This window comes from Pseudomonas flavescens, from assembly GCF_013408425.1.
Classification (GTDB): Bacteria; Pseudomonadota; Gammaproteobacteria; order Pseudomonadales; family Pseudomonadaceae; genus Aquipseudomonas; species Aquipseudomonas fulva_A.
The window spans coordinates 4785076-4806504 of record NZ_JACBYV010000001.1; the positions used below are offsets into that span (position 1 = coordinate 4785076).

Below are 21429 nucleotides of genomic sequence, written 5' to 3' on the forward strand. Positions count from 1 at the left end.
ATCAGCCGGACCGGGGAGCGACCGACGATAGCACAGCGCCTAATCAGTCCCGCGAAGTGGGGTGGTCGCGGCGCCATTGCTGCAGCTCGATCACCTGGCCAGACTGCCGTGGTGCGGGTGCGGGTGCGGGTGCGGGTGTCGGCGGCAGTGCTGCCGGTGGTTCGCGGAACGGATAGGGATCCAGCTCGATACTGCCCAGGCGCGCGCCGAACATGACGATGCGTCCGCCATGGCGCTGTTCGCCGGTGACCGTGAACTCGAAGCCATAGACCCGGGCGAAGCGGCGGTTGCCACTGCCATCGCGAACGATGCCGAAACGCTGGAAGGCGACGTTGCCATCGAGCAGCTCGATATCCAGCTTGGCGCAGTGCTGCTTGACCAGGGTCAGTGCACGCTCGCGAATGCCGTGGCCATGCCACAGCCAGGCGGCCGCAGCGGCCAGAAGCATCAGGATGAAGAGGTTGCCGAGGGTCAACATGGTGCACGGGCTCGGGACAGTGAGCGCTCAGCTTACCCGATCTACCGTGACAGTTGCCGCCCACGAATCGGCGGATTCATCGCGCTGTGCCAATGGCCTCATTTTTCGGTGCAGAGAGCTGCCATTACAAGCACGACCGCATGGACCCCAGAGCCCTGTAGGAGCCCGCTTGCGGGCGATACACTAGCGGCCGTTCTGCAAATGGCGGCACGGCCACCAATCGCCGGCAAGGGCTAGGCGGCCCCGGCTCCTACGCGACCGCATGGATACCAGAGCCCCGTAGGAGCCCGCTTGCGGGCGATGCACTAGCGGCCATTCTGCAAAATGGCGGCACGGCCACCAATCGCCGGCAAGGGCTAGACGCCCCCGGCTCCGATGCCATCGCGTGGAATTCAGAGCCCTGTAGGAGCCCGCTTGCGGGCGATGCACTAGCCGCCATTCTGCAAAATGGCGGCATGGCCACCAATCGCCGGCAAGGGCTAGGCGCCCCCCGGCTCCTACGCGACCGCATGGATACCAGAGCCCCGTAGGAGCCCGCTTGCGGGCGATGCACTAGCGGCCATTCTGCAAAATGGCGGCACGGCCACCAATCGCCGGCAAGAGCTAGGCGGCCCCGGCTCCTACGCGACCGCATGGATACCAGAGCCCTGTAGGAGCCCGCTTGCGGGCGATGCACTAGCGGCCGTCCTGCAAAATGGCGGCACGGCCACCAATCGCCGGCAAGGGCTAGACGCCCCCGGCTCCGATGCCATCGCGTGGAATTCAGAGCCCTGTAGGAGCCCGCTTGCGGGCGATGCACTAGCCGCCATTCTGCAAAATGGCGGCACGGCCACCAATCGCCGACCTACTGTGCGATTGGCGCCGGTGCTTGCAGCCCCAGGCGCTCGAACATCACCCGGGCGATTTCCCGTTCGCCCATCACCACCAGGTCGGCGTTGTGTTCGCGCAGGTAGTCGACTTCATCGTCGAAGTGAGCGCGGGCGATGATGTCCAGCCCGGCATTCGCCTGACGGCCATGCAGAGCGATCTGCCCGGCCTCCAGGCTGTTGGGGATGGCGATCATCAGCCAGCGCGCCTGGGCGACGTTGGCCAGTTCCAGCACGTGGGTGCTCGCGGCGTTACCGAGCACCACGCTGAAGCCTTCTTCACGCAGTTCCTGGGCGCGGGTTCGGTTGTCGTCGATGATCACCAGCGGCACGCCCTCGCCACGCAGGCGCTTGCTGATGCGGCTGCCTACCCGGCCATGACCGATGAGAATGGCGTGGCCGACTTCGCTGATCGGGTGCAGGTCATTGTCTTCGCTGTCCGCAGCGCTGACCTGATCGGCCGGCGTGGTGTGCTCGCGGCGATCCAGCCATGGCTGCAGGCGGTCGATCAGCAGGAACAGCAGCGGGTTGCAGAGGATCGACAGGATCGCGCCGGCCAGCACCAGATCGCGGCCCGCTTCCGGCACCAGATTCAGGCCGATGCCCAGGCCGATCAGGATGAACGAGAACTCACCGATCTGCGCCAGGCTCACCGAGATGGTCAGCGCCGTGCTCAGCGGTTTGCGGAACGCCAGCACGATGAGCATCGCCGCCAGGGATTTGCCGAGCACGATGACCAGGAAGGTGCCCAGGACCAGCAGTGGCTGCTCGAGCAGGATCGCCGGATTGAACAGCATGCCCACCGACACAAAGAACAGCACGGCAAAGGCGTCGCGCAGCGGCAGCGAATCTTCGGCGGCCTTGTGGCTGTACTCCGACTCGTTGAGGATCATCCCGGCGAAGAAGGCGCCAAGGGCGAAGGACACCCCGAACAGCTGCGCCGAGCCGTAGGCGATGCCCATGGCGATGGCCAGCACGGCCAGGGTGAACAACTCCCGCGAACCGGTACCGGCGCTGCGCTCCAGCAGCCAGGGAATGACCCGGCGCCCGACCACGACCATCAGCGCGACGAAGGCGGTGACCTTGCCGAGGGTGATCAGCAACTGCATGCCGATGCTGCTGGATCCGTCGCCCTGGGGAATGCCACCGAGCACACCGGACAGTGCCGGCAGCAGTACCAGGGCCAGGACCATCACCAGATCTTCGACGATCAGCCAGCCCACGGCGATCTTGCCGCGGCGGGTATCGATCAGTTGGCGTTCCTCGAGCGCGCGCAGCAGCACCACGGTACTGGCCACCGACAGCGCCAGGCCGAACACCAGGCCGGCGCCCCAGCCCCAGCCCATCGCCCAGGACAGGCCCATGCCCATTGCCGTGGCCACGGCGATCTGTACCACGGCACCAGGAATGGCGATGTGTTTGACCGACATCAGGTCTTTCAGAGAGAAGTGCAGGCCCACGCCGAACATCAGCAGGATGACGCCGATCTCGGAGATTTCGTGGGACAGCTCCTTGTCGGCAACGAAGCCGGGTGTGAAAGGGCCGACGATTACGCCAGCGAGCAGATAGCCTACCAGTGGCGACAGGCGCAGGCGGTTGGCCAGGCTGCCGAACAGGTAGGCCAGCACGAAGCCGGCGGCGATTGTCGCAATCAGAGGTGTGTGGTGAGGCATGCGTTCTCCCTATGAACAGAAGGGCCCGGCATGCCTGCACTGCAGGGGGATACAGCGCAGAACAGCGTAGCGGCCGAGGTCGGATTGCCCGACCGTAAAGACCGATAGTTTATATTAAAATACTGTTTATAACTAAAAGGTCTTTATACAAAATGTGTCTCTTGCTCTTCGCAGTGCTGTAGACCTCGTCATCCCTCGCCTTTGAGCGCTCGGTAGCGATTTTCCAGCTCCTGGCGGATCTCGCGGCGCTGGTGGCCCTGTTCGAAACGGCGCTGTTCCTCCGAGGTCTGCGGTTGACGGGGCGGTACTTCGGTGGATTTGCCGTTTTCGTCGACCGCCACCATGGTGAAGAAGCAACTGTTGGTATGACGCACCGAGCGCTCGCGGATGTTTTCGGTGACCACCTTGATACCGACTTCCATGGAGGTGCGGCCGGTGTAGTTGACCGAGGCCAGAAAGGTCACCAGCTCGCCGACGTGCACCGGTTCGCGAAAGGTCACCTGGTCCACCGACAGGGTCACCACGTAGCGACCGGCATAGCGGCTGGCGCAGGCATAGGCCACTTCGTCGAGGTACTTGAGCAGTGTGCCGCCGTGTACATTGCCGGAAAAGTTGGCCATGTCCGGGGTCATCAGAACGGTCATCGTCAGTTGGGCGTTTCCGGGTTCCATAGTGTCTGGCTCATCAGGTTGAAAGGGCGCGATTGTCCGCGATGCGTCAGGCGCTGGGTGGTCGATTGTGTCTATGTACTCGATTGCTGCAACGTATGTAAGGGCAATTCACTCTCAGAGCCATGGCCACTCATCCATCAACAAGGAAGACACATGAAGCGCACTCTTCTTTCCTTTGCCCTGCTGCCACTGTTCTCCGTCGCGGCCCATGCCGCGCCACAGCCCTGTGACAGCGTCAGCCTGTGCAACTCGGCCGGTACCGCAGCCTATCAGGCCGGACGTTACGATGAGGCTGCAGACGCCTTCGAGCGCCAATTGCGACGCGCCGAACAGGCTGACGACGCGGCCGCCCGCGAGCTGGCGCTGAACAATCTGGTCGTGACCAGTCTGCGTCTCCAGCAGCCGGGCCAGGCAAGGGCCTGGTTGAACCTGGCACTGGACGACGGCATGCAGGGCACGGCCACTCGCCACAACCTGCGTTCGGTGTCCGCCGCGCTGAACTACCAGGCCCTCGGCGCCAGCCTGGAGGGGCGCTATCTGCGCTATGCCGGAGCAGCGGTGTGGAGCAGCCTGGACATCACCCGCCAGCCGGACGGCAGCTACCGTGCATCCTTCTCCCCGCTGCGTGCCGGCGGCAAGGTCGAAGAGTACGGCCCTGCTGCCATCGGTAATCTGCAGGGCGCGTTGCAAGGCGAGAAAGCCTATTTCCTGCTGACCGCAGCCGACCTGCCCAGAGGCTGCGCCGTGGAGCTGTTTCACGAAGGGCTGGATATGCGCGTGCTGGAAGTCTTCGACCCGCAATGCCAGCAATACGGCGGCGCGGGCATCAGTGTGGCGGGTGACTATCTGAAGGTGAGCGCCGAGCCGCAGCAGCAGGAACGCTGATCGGCAACTGCGCAGAATGGTGCCCTGGGTATCGCGGCGCTCGGCCCAGGCTACCGGAGAAGGCTCGCCGCATTCCCTGTACGCCGCGGAGCTGTGCTGGTTGACCCTGCCACCATCACCAGCAAGCTGGCTGCCGCGCGTCATGCCGATCAGTGAAAGGTTTGGTTCATGAAGTGGGCGCGGCATCGCACCGAGGCCGACGCTCCCAGAGAGCTCATGGCTTGCCCCCTCAACTGGCGGCAGATTCCGAGCGGTGGCTGACGGTCCTGTGCAGTCGCTCCAGGGGCGCGTGGGGGCGTGCTCGATGCCAGTGAATCGCTCCGGCCGATGCAGGGGCGGTGACCTGGAAACGGCGTCGGGCGTCTTTCTGCAGTACCAGCGGGACCGCATGTGCCGTGCGCTTTGTGGCAAATGTTTCTGAATATTGCCACGTCGCGGCGGGTACGGCTCGGATGTTAACCTGCGGTCAAAGTCGCCCAGCAACGGGCCAATGACCCCCATTCTTCAGCAGGCTCACGTGAGCCATCGAGCAGCCGCCCGAGCTCGCTTGTGCCTGCCCCAAAACAAGGAGCAGTTTCCTCATGCATGCCATCAGCTTCATCCAGGATCTAGCGGTGATCATGCTGGTGGCCGGCGTGGTCACCGTACTGTTCCACCGCTTCAAGCAGCCGGTGGTGCTCGGTTACATCCTCGCCGGCTTCCTGATCGGCCCGCATACGCCGCCGTTCGGCCTGATCCACGATGAAGAGACCATTCGCACCCTCGCCGAACTGGGGGTGATTTTCCTGATGTTCTGCCTGGGGCTGGAGTTCAGCCTGCGCAAGTTGTTCAACGTCGGTGCCACGGCCTTCATCGCGGCGTTCCTGGAAATCATCCTGATGATCTGGATCGGTTTCGAGATCGGCCGCTATTTCGGCTGGAGCACCATGGATTCGCTGTTCCTCGGCGCGATCCTGGCGATTTCTTCGACGACCATCATCATCAAGGCGCTCGGCGACCTGAAGATGAAGAACGAGCGCTTCGCACAATTGATCTTCGGCGTGCTGATCGTCGAGGACATCCTCGGTATCGGCATCATCGCGCTGCTGTCCGGTATCGCCCTGAGCGGTAGCGTGGAAACCGGCGAGGTGTTCGCCACCGTCGGCAAGCTGTCGCTGTTCATGATCGTCGCCTTGGTCATCGGTATCATTCTGGTGCCGCGCATCCTCGCTTACGTGGCCAAGTTCGAAAGCAACGAGATGCTGTTGGTGGCAGTGCTGGGCATGTGTTTCGGTTTCTGCCTGCTGGTGGTCAAGCTCGAATACAGCATGGTGCTGGGCGCCTTCCTGATCGGCGCGATCATGGCCGAGTCGCGTCAGCTGGTGCAGATCGAGCGCCTGGTCGAACCGGTGCGCGACATGTTCAGTGCGATCTTCTTCGTTGCCATCGGCCTGCTGCTCGACCCCAATGTGCTGGTCGAATACGCCTGGCCGATCGCGGTGATCACCGTGGCCGTGATCGTCGGCAAGGTGGTCTCGTGCAGCGTGGGCTCCTTCATTGCCGGCAACGACGGGCGTACCTCCTTGCGCGTAGGTATGGGCCTGTCGCAGATCGGTGAGTTCTCTTTCATCATCGCCACCCTGGGCATGACCCTGCAGGTGACCAGCGACTTCCTCTACCCGGTAGCGGTGGCGGTATCGGTGATCACCACCCTGACCACGCCGTACCTGATCCGCTCGGCCGATCCCCTGGCGGTGAGCCTGGGCAAGGTCATGCCGCAGCGCGTATCGCGGGTGTTCTCGCTGTATGGCGAGTGGCTGCGCAGCATTCAGCCGCAAGGCCAGGGCGCGATCCTGGCGGGGATGATCCGCAAGATCGTCCTGCAGGTGCTGGTCAACCTGGCGTTCGTGGTGGCGATCTTCCTCGGCATCGCCTTCTTCGCCACGCAGATCGGCGCCTGGCTGGCCCAGTGGCTCGATCAGGAGAACCTGCGCAAGGCGGTGATCTGGGGCGCGGCGCTGATCCTGTCGCTGCCGTGCCTGATCGCGGCGTACCGCAAGATCAAGGCGCTCTCCATGCTGCTCGCCGAGATGGGCGTGCGCCAGGAGAAGGCCGGTCGTCATACGGCACGGGTGCGCAAGGTGATTTCCGAGGTGATTCCGCTGCTCTCGCTGGTCGGCATCATGGTGCTGCTGACCGCGCTGTCGTCGAGCATCCTGCCGTCCAACGACATGCTGCTGCTGGTCGGTGTCGTCGCCGCCGGTGTGGTGGCCGTGCTGTGGCGCTGGTTCATCCGCGTGCACACGCGCCTGCAGATCGCCCTGTTCGAAACGCTCGACAAGCCCGAGACCCCCGGGCATCACTGAAACGACAAGGGCGCCAATAGGCGCCCTTCTTGTATCCGTCGTCCAGGATTTTCCCGGGACTCACTGCGCTTGACCCGCGCTACCGAGAGCCGCTCGCTACCCTTAGCCTGGCGTTGAGCGCAGCGATACCCAGGGCCGTGATTGTTGAACGCCTGCGGTTCACTCCTCCAGCCAGACTTCACGTACCCAATGCCATACCGAGTCCCAGCTGTCGTCGGTGAGGTCTTCTTCTTCGCCATCCCACAGCAGCACGGTACCGTCCTGTTCGACGCAGTAGTAATTGCCGTTGTCTTCGCAGATCGGCACCAGCTCACGGGAGACCCCCAGTGACCAGGCGACCGAGGCCACTTCCGGCAGGTAGGTGTGCGACTGCGGGTCGGTGACCGTGACCGGCTCCAGGCGACCATAGACCACGTCGCTGACCTTGAGCAGGAATTCGCGCAGCTCGAATGGCAGGTTGATGAGGATCTGTTCCTCGATCTCCACCAGCAGTTCTTCTTCCGGCAGCTCCAGAGGTACCGGCACCGGTTCGTTCAGTTCACGCAGTTGTTCGATGACTTCTTCCACGGGCGGCTCCAGTAGAGGTCGGCGATTCTCGGGGTTTGGAAAGCACGCAACGCACGAGCGCTCGAACGGCTGTCGTCGGTTGGATGCTTCTGCAATAGCGCAGCTTTTTACGCTGAATGGAAAATAGTCACAAGTCGCAAAAAGGCAAAACGCCATGTCGGTCGGAATGTGGCAATTGCATGGGCCTCGCTGCCACTGACCGGGCGACGCCGCACAGGTTCCAAAGTCCGGGGGCGAAAAACACAAAACCCGGGCAAGCCCGGGTTTTGTCGTCACGCGTGGGATCAGCCGTTCTGGCGGATACCGGCCACCAGCCAGGGCTGGTTGTCGCCAGTCGCGCGCTCGAGGCGCCAGCTTTCGCTGAAGACTTCGCCCTGGTCGAAGCGCGAGGTCTTCGATACACCGCTGAAGGTCAGGGTGGCGATGGTCTTGTCGGCGTGGTCGTCGACACCGTCCAGCTGCACGTCGAGGTTGTCGATGTAGGTGGACTGGAAGCCATCACCCAGATCGGCGCGCTCGCGCTTGAGGAACTCCAGCAGTTGCGGGGTCACGAACTCGGCGATCTTGTCCATCTCGTTCGCGTCCCAGTGCTGTTGCAGGCTCAGGAAGTGCTCGCGACCAGCATTGATGAAGCTCTGCTCGTTGAACCAGGCCGGTGCGTTGATCACCGGCTTGATCGCAGCAGCGCTGCTACCACCGAAGATCGACGGCTGAGCCGGCTGCGGCTGGCCATGGGCTTCACGCTGGAAGGGAGCGCCACCGGCAGCCGCTACGTTCGGCTGCTGCTTCTGGCGACGAGCGGCCAGGAAGCGGAACAACAGGAAGGCGATCAGGCCGAAGATCAGCATGTCCATGATCTGCAGGCCTTCGAAGCCGTCACCCATGAACATCGAAGCCAGCAGGCCACCGGCGGCCAGGCCAGCCAGCGGGCCGAGCCAGCGCGAAGCACCACTGGCGGCAGCCGGAGTACGGCCAGGTGCAGCTGCGTTGGCGTTGGGCTGGGATGGAGGTGTGGCTTGGCGAGTCTGGTGGCTCGGCGCGGAGCCGAAGGATTTGCCACCGCCCATACGCTTGGCGTCGGCAGTCAAGCTAAAGGACAGGCCCAGACAAACTACCAGGGCAATACTGAGGAAACGCTGCATTATCGGTTTTCTCTTGGTTATTGAAACACTGACGAGCATCTTGCCCGTGGCTGGTCGGCATGACCAGCAACAGAATGTTTCGAGCTTTTGCCCAGCGCAGCGACTGGCGCTGCAAGGGTGGACGTAAAACGGAACCCGCAGGTTCCGTTTCATTCACGGTATCGCGTATCAGCGCCGCTCATCGACGCCTGGCAAGCCAGCCCGCGTTGGGGCCAGCTAGCTGCCTCAACGCCAGTTGTAGAGCTCCTGCTCGGTCACGGCGCCCATCGGCGTGGCTTCGTCCTGGAAGGTCTTCATGGATTTCCAGATGCGGCCGTTGAGGTCGTTCTGGCCTGCCAGGTCTTCGAGCACGGTCTGCGACTCACGCTTCATCGCCGCCAGCACTTCATCGGGGAAGCGCTTGATCGCCACGCCCTGTTCCTTCAACTGAGCCAGCGATTTGGCGTTGTGGAAGACGTAGTCGTCCATCATGTCCAGCGTCGCGGCGCGGGCGGCTTCGACCACGATGGCCTGCAGGTCGGCAGGCAGGCTGTCGAAGGCCTTCTGGTTGACCATGGACTCGACCACGGCCTGCGGTTCCTGCCAGCCCGGGAAGTAGTAGTACTTGGCTGCCTTGTGCAGACCGAAGGCCAGGTCGTTGTAGGGGCTGACCCAGTCGGTAGCATCGATCACGTGGGTTTGCAGGGCGGTGAAGATCTCGCCGCCGGGCAGGTTGACGGTGATCGCGCCGAGTTTGGTCCAGACTTCGCCACCCAGGCCCGGCATGCGGATCTTCAGGCCCTTGATGTCGTCCAGGGAGTTGATTTCCTTGTTGTACCAGCCGCCCATCTGCATGGTGGTGTTACCCGCCGACAGCGGTTTCACGCCATAGGGTGCGTAGGTCTCGTCCCACAGGGCCTGACCGCCGCCCTTGCTCAGCCAGGCATTCATTTCCAGGGTCGACAGGCCGAACGGCACCGAGGAGAAGAACTGCGCCGCCGGAACCTTGCCTTTCCAGTAGTACGGCGTGCCGTGGCCCATTTCGGCGGTGCCGCGGGACACTGCATCGAACACTTCCAGGGCCGGCACCAGCTCACCGGCGGCGTACACCTTGACGGTCAGGCGCCCGGCGCTCATGGCATTGATGCGTTCGGCCAGACGCTCGGCGCCAGTACCCAGGCCCGGGTAGTTCTTCGGCCAGGAGGTGACCATCTTCCAGTGGAAGGTCTCGGCTTTCGCGGCGGCAGCGCTTTGCCCGGCCGCTGGGGTGTCTTCCTTGCAGCCGGCCAGGCCGATGGCAGCGAGCAGCGCCACAGCGGCGCCGAACAGGTTACGGCGGTTCATCGTGTTCTCCCTTGAGGTGTCGAGCAGCGTGCCCAGATTGCTTTTATTATCGGGCGCCGGCCGTTACGGCCAGCACGCCTTGTCTTGCTGCACAGCCCGCTTGTCGCCGGCTCTTACAACGCTTCCAGCTTGGCGTAGGCCAGCATCAGCCACTTGGTGCCTTCGCTTTCGAAGTTCACCTGCACCCGTGCCTGGGGCCCCGAACCCTCGAAGTTGAGGATGGTGCCTTCGCCGAACAGCGAATGCTGCACGTGCTGGCCAAGGCTGAACGGCGTGTCCGGTACCGAACTGCCGGCGAACAGGCTGCTGCCGCTCATGCTGCGGCTGCCGCTGCCGTAGGGGCGGCTGACGCTGTTCGACAGACGCACTTCCTGCAGCAACTGCGCAGGCACCTCGCGCACGAAGCGCGACACCTTGTTGTAGGTCTCGTTGCCGTACAGGCGGCGGGTTTCCGCGTAGCTGATCACCAGATTGTGCATGGCCCGGGTGATGCCGACATAGGCCAGGCGGCGCTCCTCTTCGAGACGGCCGGGTTCTTCCAGGCTCATCTTGTGGGGGAACAGGCCTTCTTCCATGCCAACCAGGAATACCCGTGGGAACTCCAGGCCCTTGGCGCTGTGCAGGGTCATCAGCTGGATGCTGTCTTCGTTCTCGGCGGCCTGGGTATCGCCGGCTTCCAGCGAGGCGTGGCCGAGGAAGGCGGCCAGCGGTGTCTGCTCCTCGTCACCTTCCTCACCCTCGTAGGAGTCGAAGGCGCGAGCGGCGGAGACCAGTTCCTCGAGGTTTTCCACCCGAGCCTGGGCCTTCTCACCCTTCTCGTCGCGGTGATAGGCCAGCAGGCCGGACTGCTCGATGACCAGCTGCGCCATGCTGTGCAGCTGCATGCCCTCGACCTTCAGGGCCAGGGTATCGACCAGTTCGACGAAGGCATTCAGGGCACTGGCGGCGCGCCCGCCGATGACCTTGGTACCCACCGCCTCGTGCAGTGCGGCCCACATCGACAGCTCGTTGGCCCGTGCGAACTGGCGCAGGGTTTCCACCGTCTTCTCGCCAATGCCACGGGCCGGTACGTTGATCACCCGCTCCAGTGCCGCGTCGTTGCCGCGCTGGTGGATCAGGCGCAGATAGGCCATGGCGTTCTTGATTTCGGCGCGTTCGAAGAAGCGCTGGCCACCGTAGATGCGGTAGGGAATCTTCTCGCGCAGCAGGGCCTCTTCCAGCACCCGCGACTGGGCGTTGGAGCGATAGAGAATGGCGATCTCGCTGCGCTTGAGGCCTTCCTTGCGCAAGGCATCCTCGATGGTTTCGACCACGTAGCGGGCTTCGTCGTGCTCGTTGAAGGCGGCGTACAGGCTGATCAGTTCACCGTCGCCGACATCGGTGCGCAACTCCTTGCCCAGGCGCCCCTGATTGTTGGCGATCAGCGCGTTGGCGGCATTGAGGATGTTCGCCGTGGAGCGGTAGTTCTGCTCCAGGCGGATGATCTCGGCACCGGCGAAATCGCTGTCGAACTGCTGGATGTTCTCGATCTTCGCGCCGCGCCAGCCATAGATGGACTGGTCGTCGTCACCCACCACCATGAGGCTTTCGCCGCCCATGGCGAGGATGCGCAGCCAGGCGTACTGCACGGCGTTGGTGTCCTGGAACTCGTCCACCAGAATGTGCCGGAAACGGCGCTGGTAATGCTCCAGCAGGCCCGCATTGTTGCGCCACAGATCCAGGGCGCGCAGCAGCAGCTCGGCGAAATCGATGACCCCGGCGCGGGCGCAGGCTGCTTCATAGGCCTCGTAGATGCCGCGCATGGTCGCCAGGAACAGATCGCCGCTGGCCTGGATGCCCTGCGGGCGAATGCCTTCGTCCTTCTGCCCGTTGATGAACCACTGCGCCTGTTTCGGCGGCCAGCGCTGCTCATCCAGGCCCAGTTCGCGGATCACCCGTTTGACCAGCCGTTGCTGGTCGTCGGAGTCGAGAATCTGGAAGTTCTCGGCCAGCCCGGCCTCACGCCAGTGGGCACGCAGCAGGCGGTGCGCGAGACCGTGGAAGGTCCCCACCCACATGCCGGCCGGGCTCTGCCCAAGCACTTCTTCGATGCGATGACGCATCTCGGCGGCGGCCTTGTTGGTGAAGGTCACCGACAGGATGCTGTGGGGCGAGACGTCCAGCCGCTGGATCAGGAACGCGATGCGATGCACCAGCACGCGCGTCTTGCCTGAGCCGGCACCGGCCAGCACCAACTGATGGCCAGGCGGTGTGGTGACCGCATGGTGCTGGGCTGGATTGAGGGATGTGAGTCGCTGATCGAGGTCATTTTGCATCGCGGCATTCTAGGGGGGTAGGCACGTCATCACAAGCGCTCTTGGCCGGATGGGGCGCGGCTTTCAGCCATTGCGTATGGGCGAGCCCGGCAACACTTTGGCATAACCGTTCAGCAGTTTTTTCAGCCGACGGGGAACCCGGCAGGGCTCAGGCCGTCGTAGCGATCAATCGATTTTCGTTACAGGTAGGGATGCATGGCGGTGCGCAAGGGAGTTGTATGGGTAGGCTTTTGTCTGGGGTTCTTTCCTCTTCTCGCGGGTGCTCAGACGCCGGGTGATCAGGACCTGATCCGCGATCGTCAGGAACGCTTGTTGCAGCAGCAGCAACAGCGCCTGCAGGAGCTGCAACAGCTGCCAGGTCGCGAGGCGCCAGCCCCCGCCGAGCCGGCACCTGGCGATGAACGCTGCTTCGCCATCGAACAGATCGAGATCAGCGGCGCCAGCCTCCTGTCCGAGGCCGACCGCGCGGCGATCCTCGCGCCCTTTGCCGATACCTGCCTGGGCGTCAGCCAGCTCAACGGTCTGCTCAAGGCCATCACCAATCACTACATCGACCGTGGCTACGTCACGACGCGTGCTTACCTGCCGCAGCAGGATCTGTCCGCCCGCACCCTGACGATCACCGTCGTCGAAGGTCGCCTCGAAGGGCTGGACAGCTCGGCCCTGGCCAGTGATCGCGAATTGGCCATGAGTTTCCCGGGTGAGGCTGGCGAGGTGCTCGACCTGCGCGAGCTCGAACAACTGGTCGAAAACCTCAACCGCCTGCCTTCACGTTTCGCCAAGCTGGAGCTGGTGCCAGGCCAGCAGGTCGGTGGCAGCCGCGTGCAGTTGCAGGGCGAACGCCGTAAGCCGTGGCGCGCCAGCCTGTCCCGCCACAATGATGGCCAGCTCAGCACCGGCGAGCAGCAGTGGGGCATCGGCCTGGACTGGGACAGCCCCCTCGGCCTGGCCGACCAGTTGAGCCTGCGCGCGTCGCGCGATGCGGTCAGCGACAGTTACCGGCACTCCCACAGCCAGAGCCTGAACTACAGCGTGCCCTACGGCTGGTGGACGTTCAGCTACAACTACGGGCAGTCCTACTACCGCACCACCGCCGACCTCAACGGGTTCGCCGTGAAAACCGATGGCGACTACCAGAACCATGGGCTGCGTGCCGAGCGTGTGCTGCACCGCGACAGTGTCAGCAAGACCGCCTTCAGCACCGGCCTGAGCCACGTGCGTAGCAACAACTTCCTTCTCGACAATCGGCTCGACCTGTCCAGCCATCGCCTCAGTGAATGGCAGCTGGGCTTCAACCATGGGCGGCGCATCGGCACGGGCTTCGTCAACCTCGACGCCGGTTGGCAGCGCGGCATTGGCGCCTTCGATGCCCAGAGCAATGGCAACCCGCAAGGTGACCAGGGCGTTGCCCGCTACAACAAGTACACCCTGACCCTGAGCTATCTGCAGCCTTTCAATCTCTGGGGGGAACGCTTCAGCTTCGACAGCCTGGCCACCGGGCAAAAGAGCGAAGACGAACTGTTCAGCCCCGCACGCATCAGCATCGGCGGCCTGAACTCGGTACGTGCGTTCAAGGATCAATCACTGTCCGGCAACAGCGGCGGCTACTGGCGCAACCAGTTGCGCTGGACCCGCCCGGTCACCTGGGAGCCGCTGCAGCCCTTCGTGCAGCAGTACGGCGCCGCGCTGGCCTATGACGTCGGCGTGATCAGCCACGACAGCCACAACAGCGGTGCCAGCGGGCGAATGAGCGGCCATGCCCTGGAACTCAGCGCCCGTGGCGAGCACCTGGCCGCGTCGGTGACCTTCGCACATTCCCTGGAGCGCCCCGATGCCTTCACCGAGGGTGAACGGCCGGTGTATTTCCGCCTGGATGTCTTTTTCTGATTTCAACGCGTAATGGAGTTATCCACATGGACGTTCGCAGCCCCCTGAATCGTGCCATCGCCCGCGTACTGATTGGCGTGATGCTGTTCGACCCGCTTACCAGCCTGGCTGCCGATCTGGCGGTGGACGGCGCCGCCGGTGGCAATACCAGCGTCGGCCAGGCCGGCAACGGCGTGCCGGTAGTGAATATCGCCACGCCCAATGGCAGCGGCCTGTCGCACAACAAATTCACCGAGTACAACGTCGACCCGCAGGGGCTGATTCTCAACAACGGTGCCCAGGCACTGATTCAGAGCCAGTTGGGCGGCTACATCTCCGGTAACCCGAACCTCAAGGGCGGCGCGGCCAACGTCATCCTCAACGAGGTCACCGGCAGCAACCGCAGCCAGCTCAAGGGCTACACCGAGGTGGCCGGGCAGGGCGCCCATGTCATCGTCGCCAACCCCCACGGCATCACCTGCGACGGTTGCGGCTTCATCAATACCCCGCGGGCGACCCTCAGCACCGGTGCGCCGGTGGTCGAGAATGGCCAACTGCGCAGCTTCGACGTCAATGGCGGCGACATCGCCATCGAAGGCGCCGGCCTGAATGCCAGCAACGTCGACCAGTTCGACCTGATCACCCGCAGCGCCAGGATCAACGCCGAGATCCACGCCAATCGCCTGAACATCGTGGCTGGCCGCAATGACGTGGATGCCGCGACCCTGCAGGCTACCGCCAAGGCCGACGACGGCACTGACAAGCCTCAGGTGGCCATCGACAGCACCGCCCTGGGCGGCATGTACGCCGGGGCGATTCGCCTGGTGGGCACCGAGGCGGGCGTTGGGGTGAAGCTGGCTGGCGACATGGCGGCCAGTGCCGGGGACATTCAGATCGATGCCAATGGGCAGTTGAGCATGAACCGCAGTGCGGCCCGCGGCGACACCACCCTGGTGGCCGAACAGGTCGACCTCGAGGGCGATACCTATGCCGGTGGCAACGCCCGCGTCGAAGCGAAGCAGGTGGCGGTGCGTGAAAGCCTCGCCGCCGGTGGGCAGGTCGCGGTGCAGGCCGAGCAACTGAACAATGCCGGTAGCCTCGAAGCAGGCGTGCGTGCCGATGGCAGTGCCAACAGCGCCGGCCACCTGCAACTGGCGGGCGGTAGCGTCCGCAACGCCGGCCAACTGACCAGCCACGGCACCCTGAACGCCGACCTGCAGAAACTCGACAACCAGGGCGGCAAGATCGCTGCTGCGGGTAGCGCCACGCTCGAGGCCGAGGCACTCGACAACCGCGATGGGCAGATTCTCGCCCAGGGCAACCTGACGCTCGACAACCGCACCCTCGACAACCGCGAGGGCAGCGCCCTGGCTGGTCAGGCCCTGGCGATCGAAGCCGAGGCCGTGGATAACCGTGCCGGTACCCTGGCCGCTGGCGCCGCCATACAGGCGCGCGTAGCGACCGCCCTGAACAACAGCGGTGGCCTGGTCGAAGCCGGCAGCCACCTAGACATCGAGGCCGACAGCCTGAGCAATACTGGTGGCCGCCTGCGCGCCCTGGGCAGCACGGGCGAAAGCCGCTTCGACATCGGCACCCGCCTGAACAACGATGACGGCCTGCTGGAAGTGGGCAATGCCACCCTGACATTCGACACCCCGGCCCTGAGCAACCAGGGCGGCGTCGTGCGCCACCTCGGCACCAGCGGGCTGGGCCTCGACATGGCGCTGCTCGGCCAGGCAGGCGGCGAGTTCATCACCAACAGCGCGGTGAGCCTGAGCGCCGAAGAGTGGACCAACACCAGCCTGCTGCAGGCGGCGTCCCTCACCCTCGATATCGACCGCCTGACCCAGACCGCCAGCGGCGGCCTGCTGGCGGTCAACAGCCTCAGCACCTCGGGCGACAGCTGGATCAACGATGGCCGCATCGAAACCAACGGCAATCTCGATCTGCGCCTGAGTGGGAGTTATCGCGGCAACGGCAGCCTGCTGGCGCTCGGCAACCTCGACCTGCAGGCCGACGCCATCGCCCTTGGTGCCGATGCACAGCTACGCAGCGGCGGCTACGGACGGCTGAGCGCACTGGGCGAACTGGTCAGCCAGGGGCGGATGACCGCCGGTGCCTGGCTGAGCATTGCCGCGCAGGACCTCGATAACCGTGGCACCCTCGGTGCCGGAGGCGATCTGCTGCTGCAGGCGAACCGCATCCGCAATGACGGTGGCCTGGTATTCAGCGGCGGTAACATGCAGGTGCTGACAGACAGCCTCGTCAACCGCAACGCTGCGCTCTACAGCCTGGGCAACCTGAGCATCGCCAAGGATGCCCAGGGCGGTCTCGCCAGCCTGATCGAAAACCGCTCCGGCAGCTTCGACAGCGCGGGCGACATGAGCCTGCGCGCCGCCATGATCGCCAACGTGCGAGACGAACTGCAAACCGAACAGGGCAAGTACGATGCCGTGTTCACCGAGCTGGCCTGTCGCGGGCCTTACAACCCCGGTGGCGACTGCGAACTGGGCAGCAACGGCCGCAAGGTCGGTGTCTGGCAGCTCACTGAATATGACCGCCTGATCGTCACCGCCGATAGCGGTGCGTCGCACATCACCGCCGGCGGCTCGCTGAACGTGCTCGGCGACAGCCTGACCAATAGCAGCAGCACCATCGCCTCGGCCGGCGATCTGCAAATGCAGCTCGGCAGCCTCGATAACATCGGCCTGGAAACCGGTGAAGTGCACACCACCCGTGTGCTGGTGTCCGGTCGCAAGCCCAGTTACTACTACTACCGTGGCCTGGTCGAGAACTTCAACGCGAACCATGCCGGGTCCCGCAATCTGGGGTCTCTGGAGGCCAACCTCAACCGAGTCATCGGAGCGATGGAGCGTGAATACCTGCCCGCCAACACGGTGGAACGGGTCAACGTCGATGGGCAAACCTACGCGGCGGTTATCCAGAGCGGCGGTGATGTACGCGTCAGCGCTGCAGACGGCTTCGACAGCAGCGTCATCCGCCCCAGCTACGCCTACCTCGGCGGTGGTACGCGGGTCGATACCACGGCGCCAGGCAGCGATATCGCCACCGCCATTACGCTCAATCCGCAGCTTCCGGCTGATCTGGCCCAGCAGGCGGTCGACCCCCTGGGGCTGCCAGGCTTCGCGCTGCCCACAGGCAGCAACGGGCTGTTCAGTCTCAACACCAGCCCCGATCACCCCTACCTGATCGAAACCGATCCGGAGTTCGCCGAGCTGGGCAACTTCCTGAACTCCAGCTACCTGCTCGATCAGCTCGACTACAACCCCGATAACGTCCAGAAACTGCTTGGCGATGGTCTCTACGAGCAGCGCTTGATCCGCGAGGCGGTACTCGCCCGTACCGGCCAACGCTTCATCGCCGGGCTGAGCAGCGACGAAGCGCAGTTCCGCTACCTGATGGACAACGCCATCGCCAGCCAGCAGGCGCTGCAACTGTCCGTCGGCGTGGGCCTCTCTGCCGAGCAGGTCGCAGCCCTGACCCACGACATCGTGTGGATGGAAGAGCGCGAGGTGAATGGCCAGAAAGTGCTGGCGCCGGTTGTCTACCTGGCTCAGGCCGAAGGCCGACTGGCCGCCAATGGCGCGCTGGTCCAGGGCCGCGACCTCACCCTGATCAGCGGCGGTGACCTGAACAACGCGGGCACCCTGCGCGCCACCGCCAACCTTGGCATTCAGGCCGATTCCATCGGCAACAGCGGCCTGATGCAAGCCAACCAGCGCCTGCAACTGCTAGCCACCGACAGCATCCGCAACGTCCAGGGCGGCATCATCAACGGCCGCGACGTCAGCCTGCAGGCTGGCAACGACATCCTCAACGAGCGCAGCGTCGCCACTCACCAGTCTGGTAGCGGCCCTGCTTATCAGCACCAGCGGCAGATGGCCGACAGCGCCGCACGTATCGAAGCCGAAGGCGACCTGAGCATGGTGGCCGGGCGCGACCTGCTCAATGCCGGCGGCGCCTTGTCCGCCGCTGGCAATGCCGCACTGCAGGCCGGCCAGGATCTGTTGCTCGCCAGCCAGCAAACCGATAACAGCACCTCGCGCTACTACGACGCGCGCAACTACAGCAACCGCCAGCAGATCGACCAGTACGGCAGCGACGTACAAGTCGGCGGTGACCTGCAGGCGGTCGCAGCGCGAGACATGGCCATCGTTGGCAGCAAGGTCGCGGCGCAGGGCGACATGGCCCTGCAGGCCGGTGGCAGCATGACCATCGCTTCCGCTGCCAACGAATACCATTTCGACGCCAAGCGCAGAGGCGGCGGCAAGAAAGTCGAAGCCGTACAGGACAGCGTTACTCAGATCGCCAGCGAGCTGAGCGCTGGTGGTGATTTCCGTGCGGTGTCTGGCGAAGACATGAACCTGAGCGCCAGCCGCATCGATGCGGGTGGTTCCGCCTACCTCTACAGCGGCGGGCAACTCAACCTGCTGGCCGCCCAGAACAGCGATTACTCGCTCTACGACAAACAATCCAAGGGCTCCTTCGGCGCCAAGGCCACGCGGCGTGACGAAGTCACCACCATCCGTAACATCGGCACCGAGATCACCACGGGCCGCGAGCTGACCCTGGCCAGCGCCGGCGATCAGCTGTACCAGCGCGCACGCCTGGACAGCGGCGCCGACCTGACGCTGGAAAGCGGCGGTGGCATTACCTTCGAAGCGGTCAAGGACCTGGACCAGGAGAGCCACGAGAAAAGCAGCAACAGCCTGGTGTGGACGTCCGCCAAGGGCAAGGGCACCACCGACGAAACCCTGCTGCAGACCCAGATGATCGCCCAGGGTGAAATCGCCATCAAAGCGGTGGAAGGCCTGAACATCGACATCAAGGACGTCGACCAGCAGACCGTCACCCAGACCATCGACGCCATGGTCGAGGCCGACCCACAACTGGCCTGGCTCAAGGCCGCCGAACAACGCGGCGACGTGGACTGGCACCGGGTGAAGGAAATCCACGACAGCTTCAAGTACAGCCATTCGGGGCTGGGTGGGGCGGCGGCCATCGTGATCGCCATCATCGTGGCCTACTTCACGGCGGGGGCGGCGAGTGGGTTGGTGGCGAGTGCCGGATCTGCAGCGGGGGCTACAACCGCGGTCGGAACAGGGGGCGCGTTGGCTGCAGGAACCGGTGCTTCGCTCGCCGGCGCGGGCTGGGCCAATCTCGCGGCGACTGCGGTGCTCACCGGGGCAGCCGGCAATGCAGCAGTCAGCACCATCAATAATCGTGGCAATTTGAGCGCTGTCTACAAAGACATCACCTCTAGCGACGCCGTGAAGGGCTATGCCGTTGCCGGTGTCACGGCGGGTTTGACCGCAGGGCTTTACGACGGTTGGACAGGCACCGAGACGGCCAACAGCAGCGCTGGTAATGCGGTAGGCGCCAACACGCCACTGAGCAACTCCGGCACCGTGAGCGTTGCGGGCTCGGGGTCAGGTCTTGGCACCTGGTCGGGAGTCGGCAGGTTCGCCGCCAACCAGGCCCTGCAGAACACCACCTCGGCTGCCCTGAGCAAACTCGTCGGCCAAGATGGCAGCTTCAGCGATGCCTTGCAAAGCACCCTGGCCAACACCTTCATGGCGGCCGGCTTCAACTGGATTGGCGATAACACGGCGCCGGGCGCCAAGCTGGAACTGGAAGACGGCAGCCTCGCCAAGGCGGGCTTGCATGCCGTCATGGGCGGCCTCACCGCCGAAGCCATGGGCGGTGACTTCAAGACTGGTGCGTTGGCGGCAGGGGTGAACGAGTTGCTCGTCGAGAAGCTCGATGCCCAGTACCAGAAGATGGGTGTGGAAGACCGCAAATCGCTGCTGGTGATGAACTCGCAACTGGTGGGTGTGTTTACCGCAGGGTTGCAGGGTGGGGATGAGCAGAGCCTGCAGGTGGCGTCAGCGGTGGCGGGGGGAGCGACAAGTTACAACTATCTCGAGCATGAAGATGTAATTGCGTTTACAGAAGATATGGCATCTTGCGGCGTCGATGAAAGCTGCCAGCAGAAAAAATGGGAGGAAGAAAAATACGATGATGAAAGCCTTCTTAATACGGATGAAGCCTTAGATACTTACGGTTTCATGAGGGCTAAGGAAAAGCAGCAGAAAGTAGTCGAGGGCTTGGACACACTTCTGGCTACCGAGTGTGTAACAGCTACTTGTGAGTCCTATAAATTTGCCTTGGTAGAGCGCTCTCTTGAAAGTTACGATCATCTCAATACTGTTCTAGATGATTGGAAACCTACAGTAGATCGCCTATCACTTGCTAGTGGAGCGGCAGCTGGTAGGGCTATTGACCCGAAGATGAAAGCTCCGGGTGCTGCAGCCCCTGCTGAGCTTGCACAGGTTCAAAAAGCCGTTGATTATCTAAGAGTCGGTAGTGGTACTCCAAAATATACAGCTATTGAATTTTTGCCCAAAGCTACTCGAAATAGTGCAAAACAGATTGAAGCTGGTATAACTCAAAGTAGCGCCATTAAAGTACTTGAATCCAATGGGTATCGAAAAACAATGTCTCAAGATGGTTCAGTAACGGTGCTTGTAAATGGCAAAAAGACTTATCGGTTTTATCCAAGCGCTACTTCCACTGGGCAGCCGTCTGCATCACTTCATGTTGAGGGAGTAAAGAGGCCTTTGACAAAAATCAGATTTTCTGGGGAATGACTATGTCTATCTCACTGGTGCAGCCTTCAAGAATGCTTGATCTTATAAGTCAATTATCTTGTGTTATGGACTTTGAAGAGAAGCTACCTTCGAATGTATTTATTAATGAAGACTTTCATTTTGCATTTTTCGAGAGGCCGTTGCTTTCCTTTGATGACATTTTTTCTGCAATGGTCTCAGGAAGTATCTTGCAGTTTGGATCAGAGGTTTTTGTGAAGTTTTCAGGGAATGATCTGGTTGCCGGTTCTTGCCTATCTATAAGCGGGGCTGACGTTGACGGTGATTCAGCTTATCTAAGTAAAAAGTCTGAGGATTTTTTTGGTGGGAAGTTTAGTTATCCAATTATATTGTTTAATGGTGGTGTAGATTGGGTAGCCGTTGAAACAGCTTATGAGGAGCTTGGCGTTATTGCGATAAGATCTAGTGCTGAAAATGGTTTTTTCAATGATTTCATAGCTTCAAATTTTATCTCTTGCGATGAGCTCAAGGAGTTGGCGAATAAAAAAACGGCAGATGGCATAACTGCAAGGGCTTTTGCTTCTGCATATTGTATGTAGTAGAAATTTATGGCGTCAGAGTCATTGATTTGGTATGTCGGTAAAGGGGAAAGATTTATTTTTCGGCTGA

General features: G+C 62.7%; 12 protein-coding genes. 5 read left to right on the forward strand and 7 right to left on the reverse strand.

Annotated elements, in window-relative coordinates; genetic code table 11:
• Positions 1-43 precede the first annotated feature (43 nt).
• From FHR27_RS21405 to FHR27_RS21415, 3 genes are all read right to left on the reverse strand, one after another.
• The gene (locus FHR27_RS21405; RefSeq protein WP_042553419.1) at positions 44-478 is read right to left on the reverse strand and encodes a DUF3301 domain-containing protein; all 435 of its coding nucleotides are present in this window, start codon (positions 476-478) and stop codon (positions 44-46) included.
• Positions 479-1322: 844 nt separating this feature from the next.
• The gene (gene ybaL / locus FHR27_RS21410; protein WP_042553418.1) at positions 1323-3017 is read right to left on the reverse strand and encodes a YbaL family putative K(+) efflux transporter; all 1695 of its coding nucleotides are present in this window, start codon (positions 3015-3017) and stop codon (positions 1323-1325) included.
• A 188-nt stretch (positions 3018-3205) separates the two neighbouring features.
• Entirely contained in the window at positions 3206-3688 is a 483-nt protein-coding gene (locus FHR27_RS21415) for an acyl-CoA thioesterase (RefSeq protein WP_042553417.1), read from the reverse strand.
• Between the two features lie 153 nt (positions 3689-3841).
• Here FHR27_RS21415 and FHR27_RS21420 point away from each other — a divergent pair, with 153 nt between their 5' ends.
• The gene (locus tag FHR27_RS21420; RefSeq protein ID WP_179539497.1) at positions 3842-4573 is read left to right on the forward strand and encodes a tetratricopeptide repeat protein; all 732 of its coding nucleotides are present in this window, start codon (positions 3842-3844) and stop codon (positions 4571-4573) included.
• 581 nt (positions 4574-5154) lie between these two features.
• Positions 5155-6918, forward strand: coding sequence for a cation:proton antiporter (locus FHR27_RS21425; RefSeq protein ID WP_042553415.1), 1764 nt, complete (start codon positions 5155-5157; stop codon positions 6916-6918).
• Positions 6919-7077: 159 nt separating this feature from the next.
• Here FHR27_RS21425 and FHR27_RS21430 read toward each other — a convergent pair whose 3' ends face one another.
• From FHR27_RS21430 to uvrD, 4 genes are all read right to left on the reverse strand, one after another.
• Entirely contained in the window at positions 7078-7485 is a 408-nt protein-coding gene (locus tag FHR27_RS21430; RefSeq protein ID WP_042553414.1) for an SMI1/KNR4 family protein, read from the reverse strand.
• A gap of 284 nt (positions 7486-7769) precedes the next feature.
• Complete coding sequence (locus FHR27_RS21435; protein ID WP_042553413.1) at positions 7770-8627, reverse strand: Tim44 domain-containing protein; 858 nt, start codon at positions 8625-8627, stop codon at positions 7770-7772.
• A 225-nt stretch (positions 8628-8852) separates the two neighbouring features.
• Positions 8853-9950, reverse strand: a complete 1098-nt coding sequence (locus FHR27_RS21440) for a TRAP transporter substrate-binding protein (protein ID WP_042553412.1) — start codon at positions 9948-9950, stop codon at positions 8853-8855.
• A 113-nt stretch (positions 9951-10063) separates the two neighbouring features.
• Positions 10064-12265, reverse strand: coding sequence for a DNA helicase II (uvrD, locus tag FHR27_RS21445; RefSeq protein ID WP_179539498.1), 2202 nt, complete (start codon positions 12263-12265; stop codon positions 10064-10066).
• 195 nt (positions 12266-12460) lie between these two features.
• Here uvrD and FHR27_RS21450 point away from each other — a divergent pair, with 195 nt between their 5' ends.
• From FHR27_RS21450 to FHR27_RS21460, 3 genes are read left to right on the forward strand one after another with little or no spacing between them, the layout of a single operon-like run.
• Entirely contained in the window at positions 12461-14152 is a 1692-nt protein-coding gene (locus FHR27_RS21450; RefSeq protein WP_179539499.1) for a ShlB/FhaC/HecB family hemolysin secretion/activation protein, read from the forward strand.
• Between the two features lie 26 nt (positions 14153-14178).
• Complete coding sequence (locus tag FHR27_RS21455) at positions 14179-20802, forward strand: two-partner secretion domain-containing protein (protein WP_179539500.1); 6624 nt, start codon at positions 14179-14181, stop codon at positions 20800-20802.
• 2 nt (positions 20803-20804) lie between these two features.
• Complete coding sequence (locus FHR27_RS21460) at positions 20805-21359, forward strand: hypothetical protein (RefSeq protein WP_179539501.1); 555 nt, start codon at positions 20805-20807, stop codon at positions 21357-21359.
• The last annotated feature ends 70 nt before the right edge of the window (positions 21360-21429 follow it).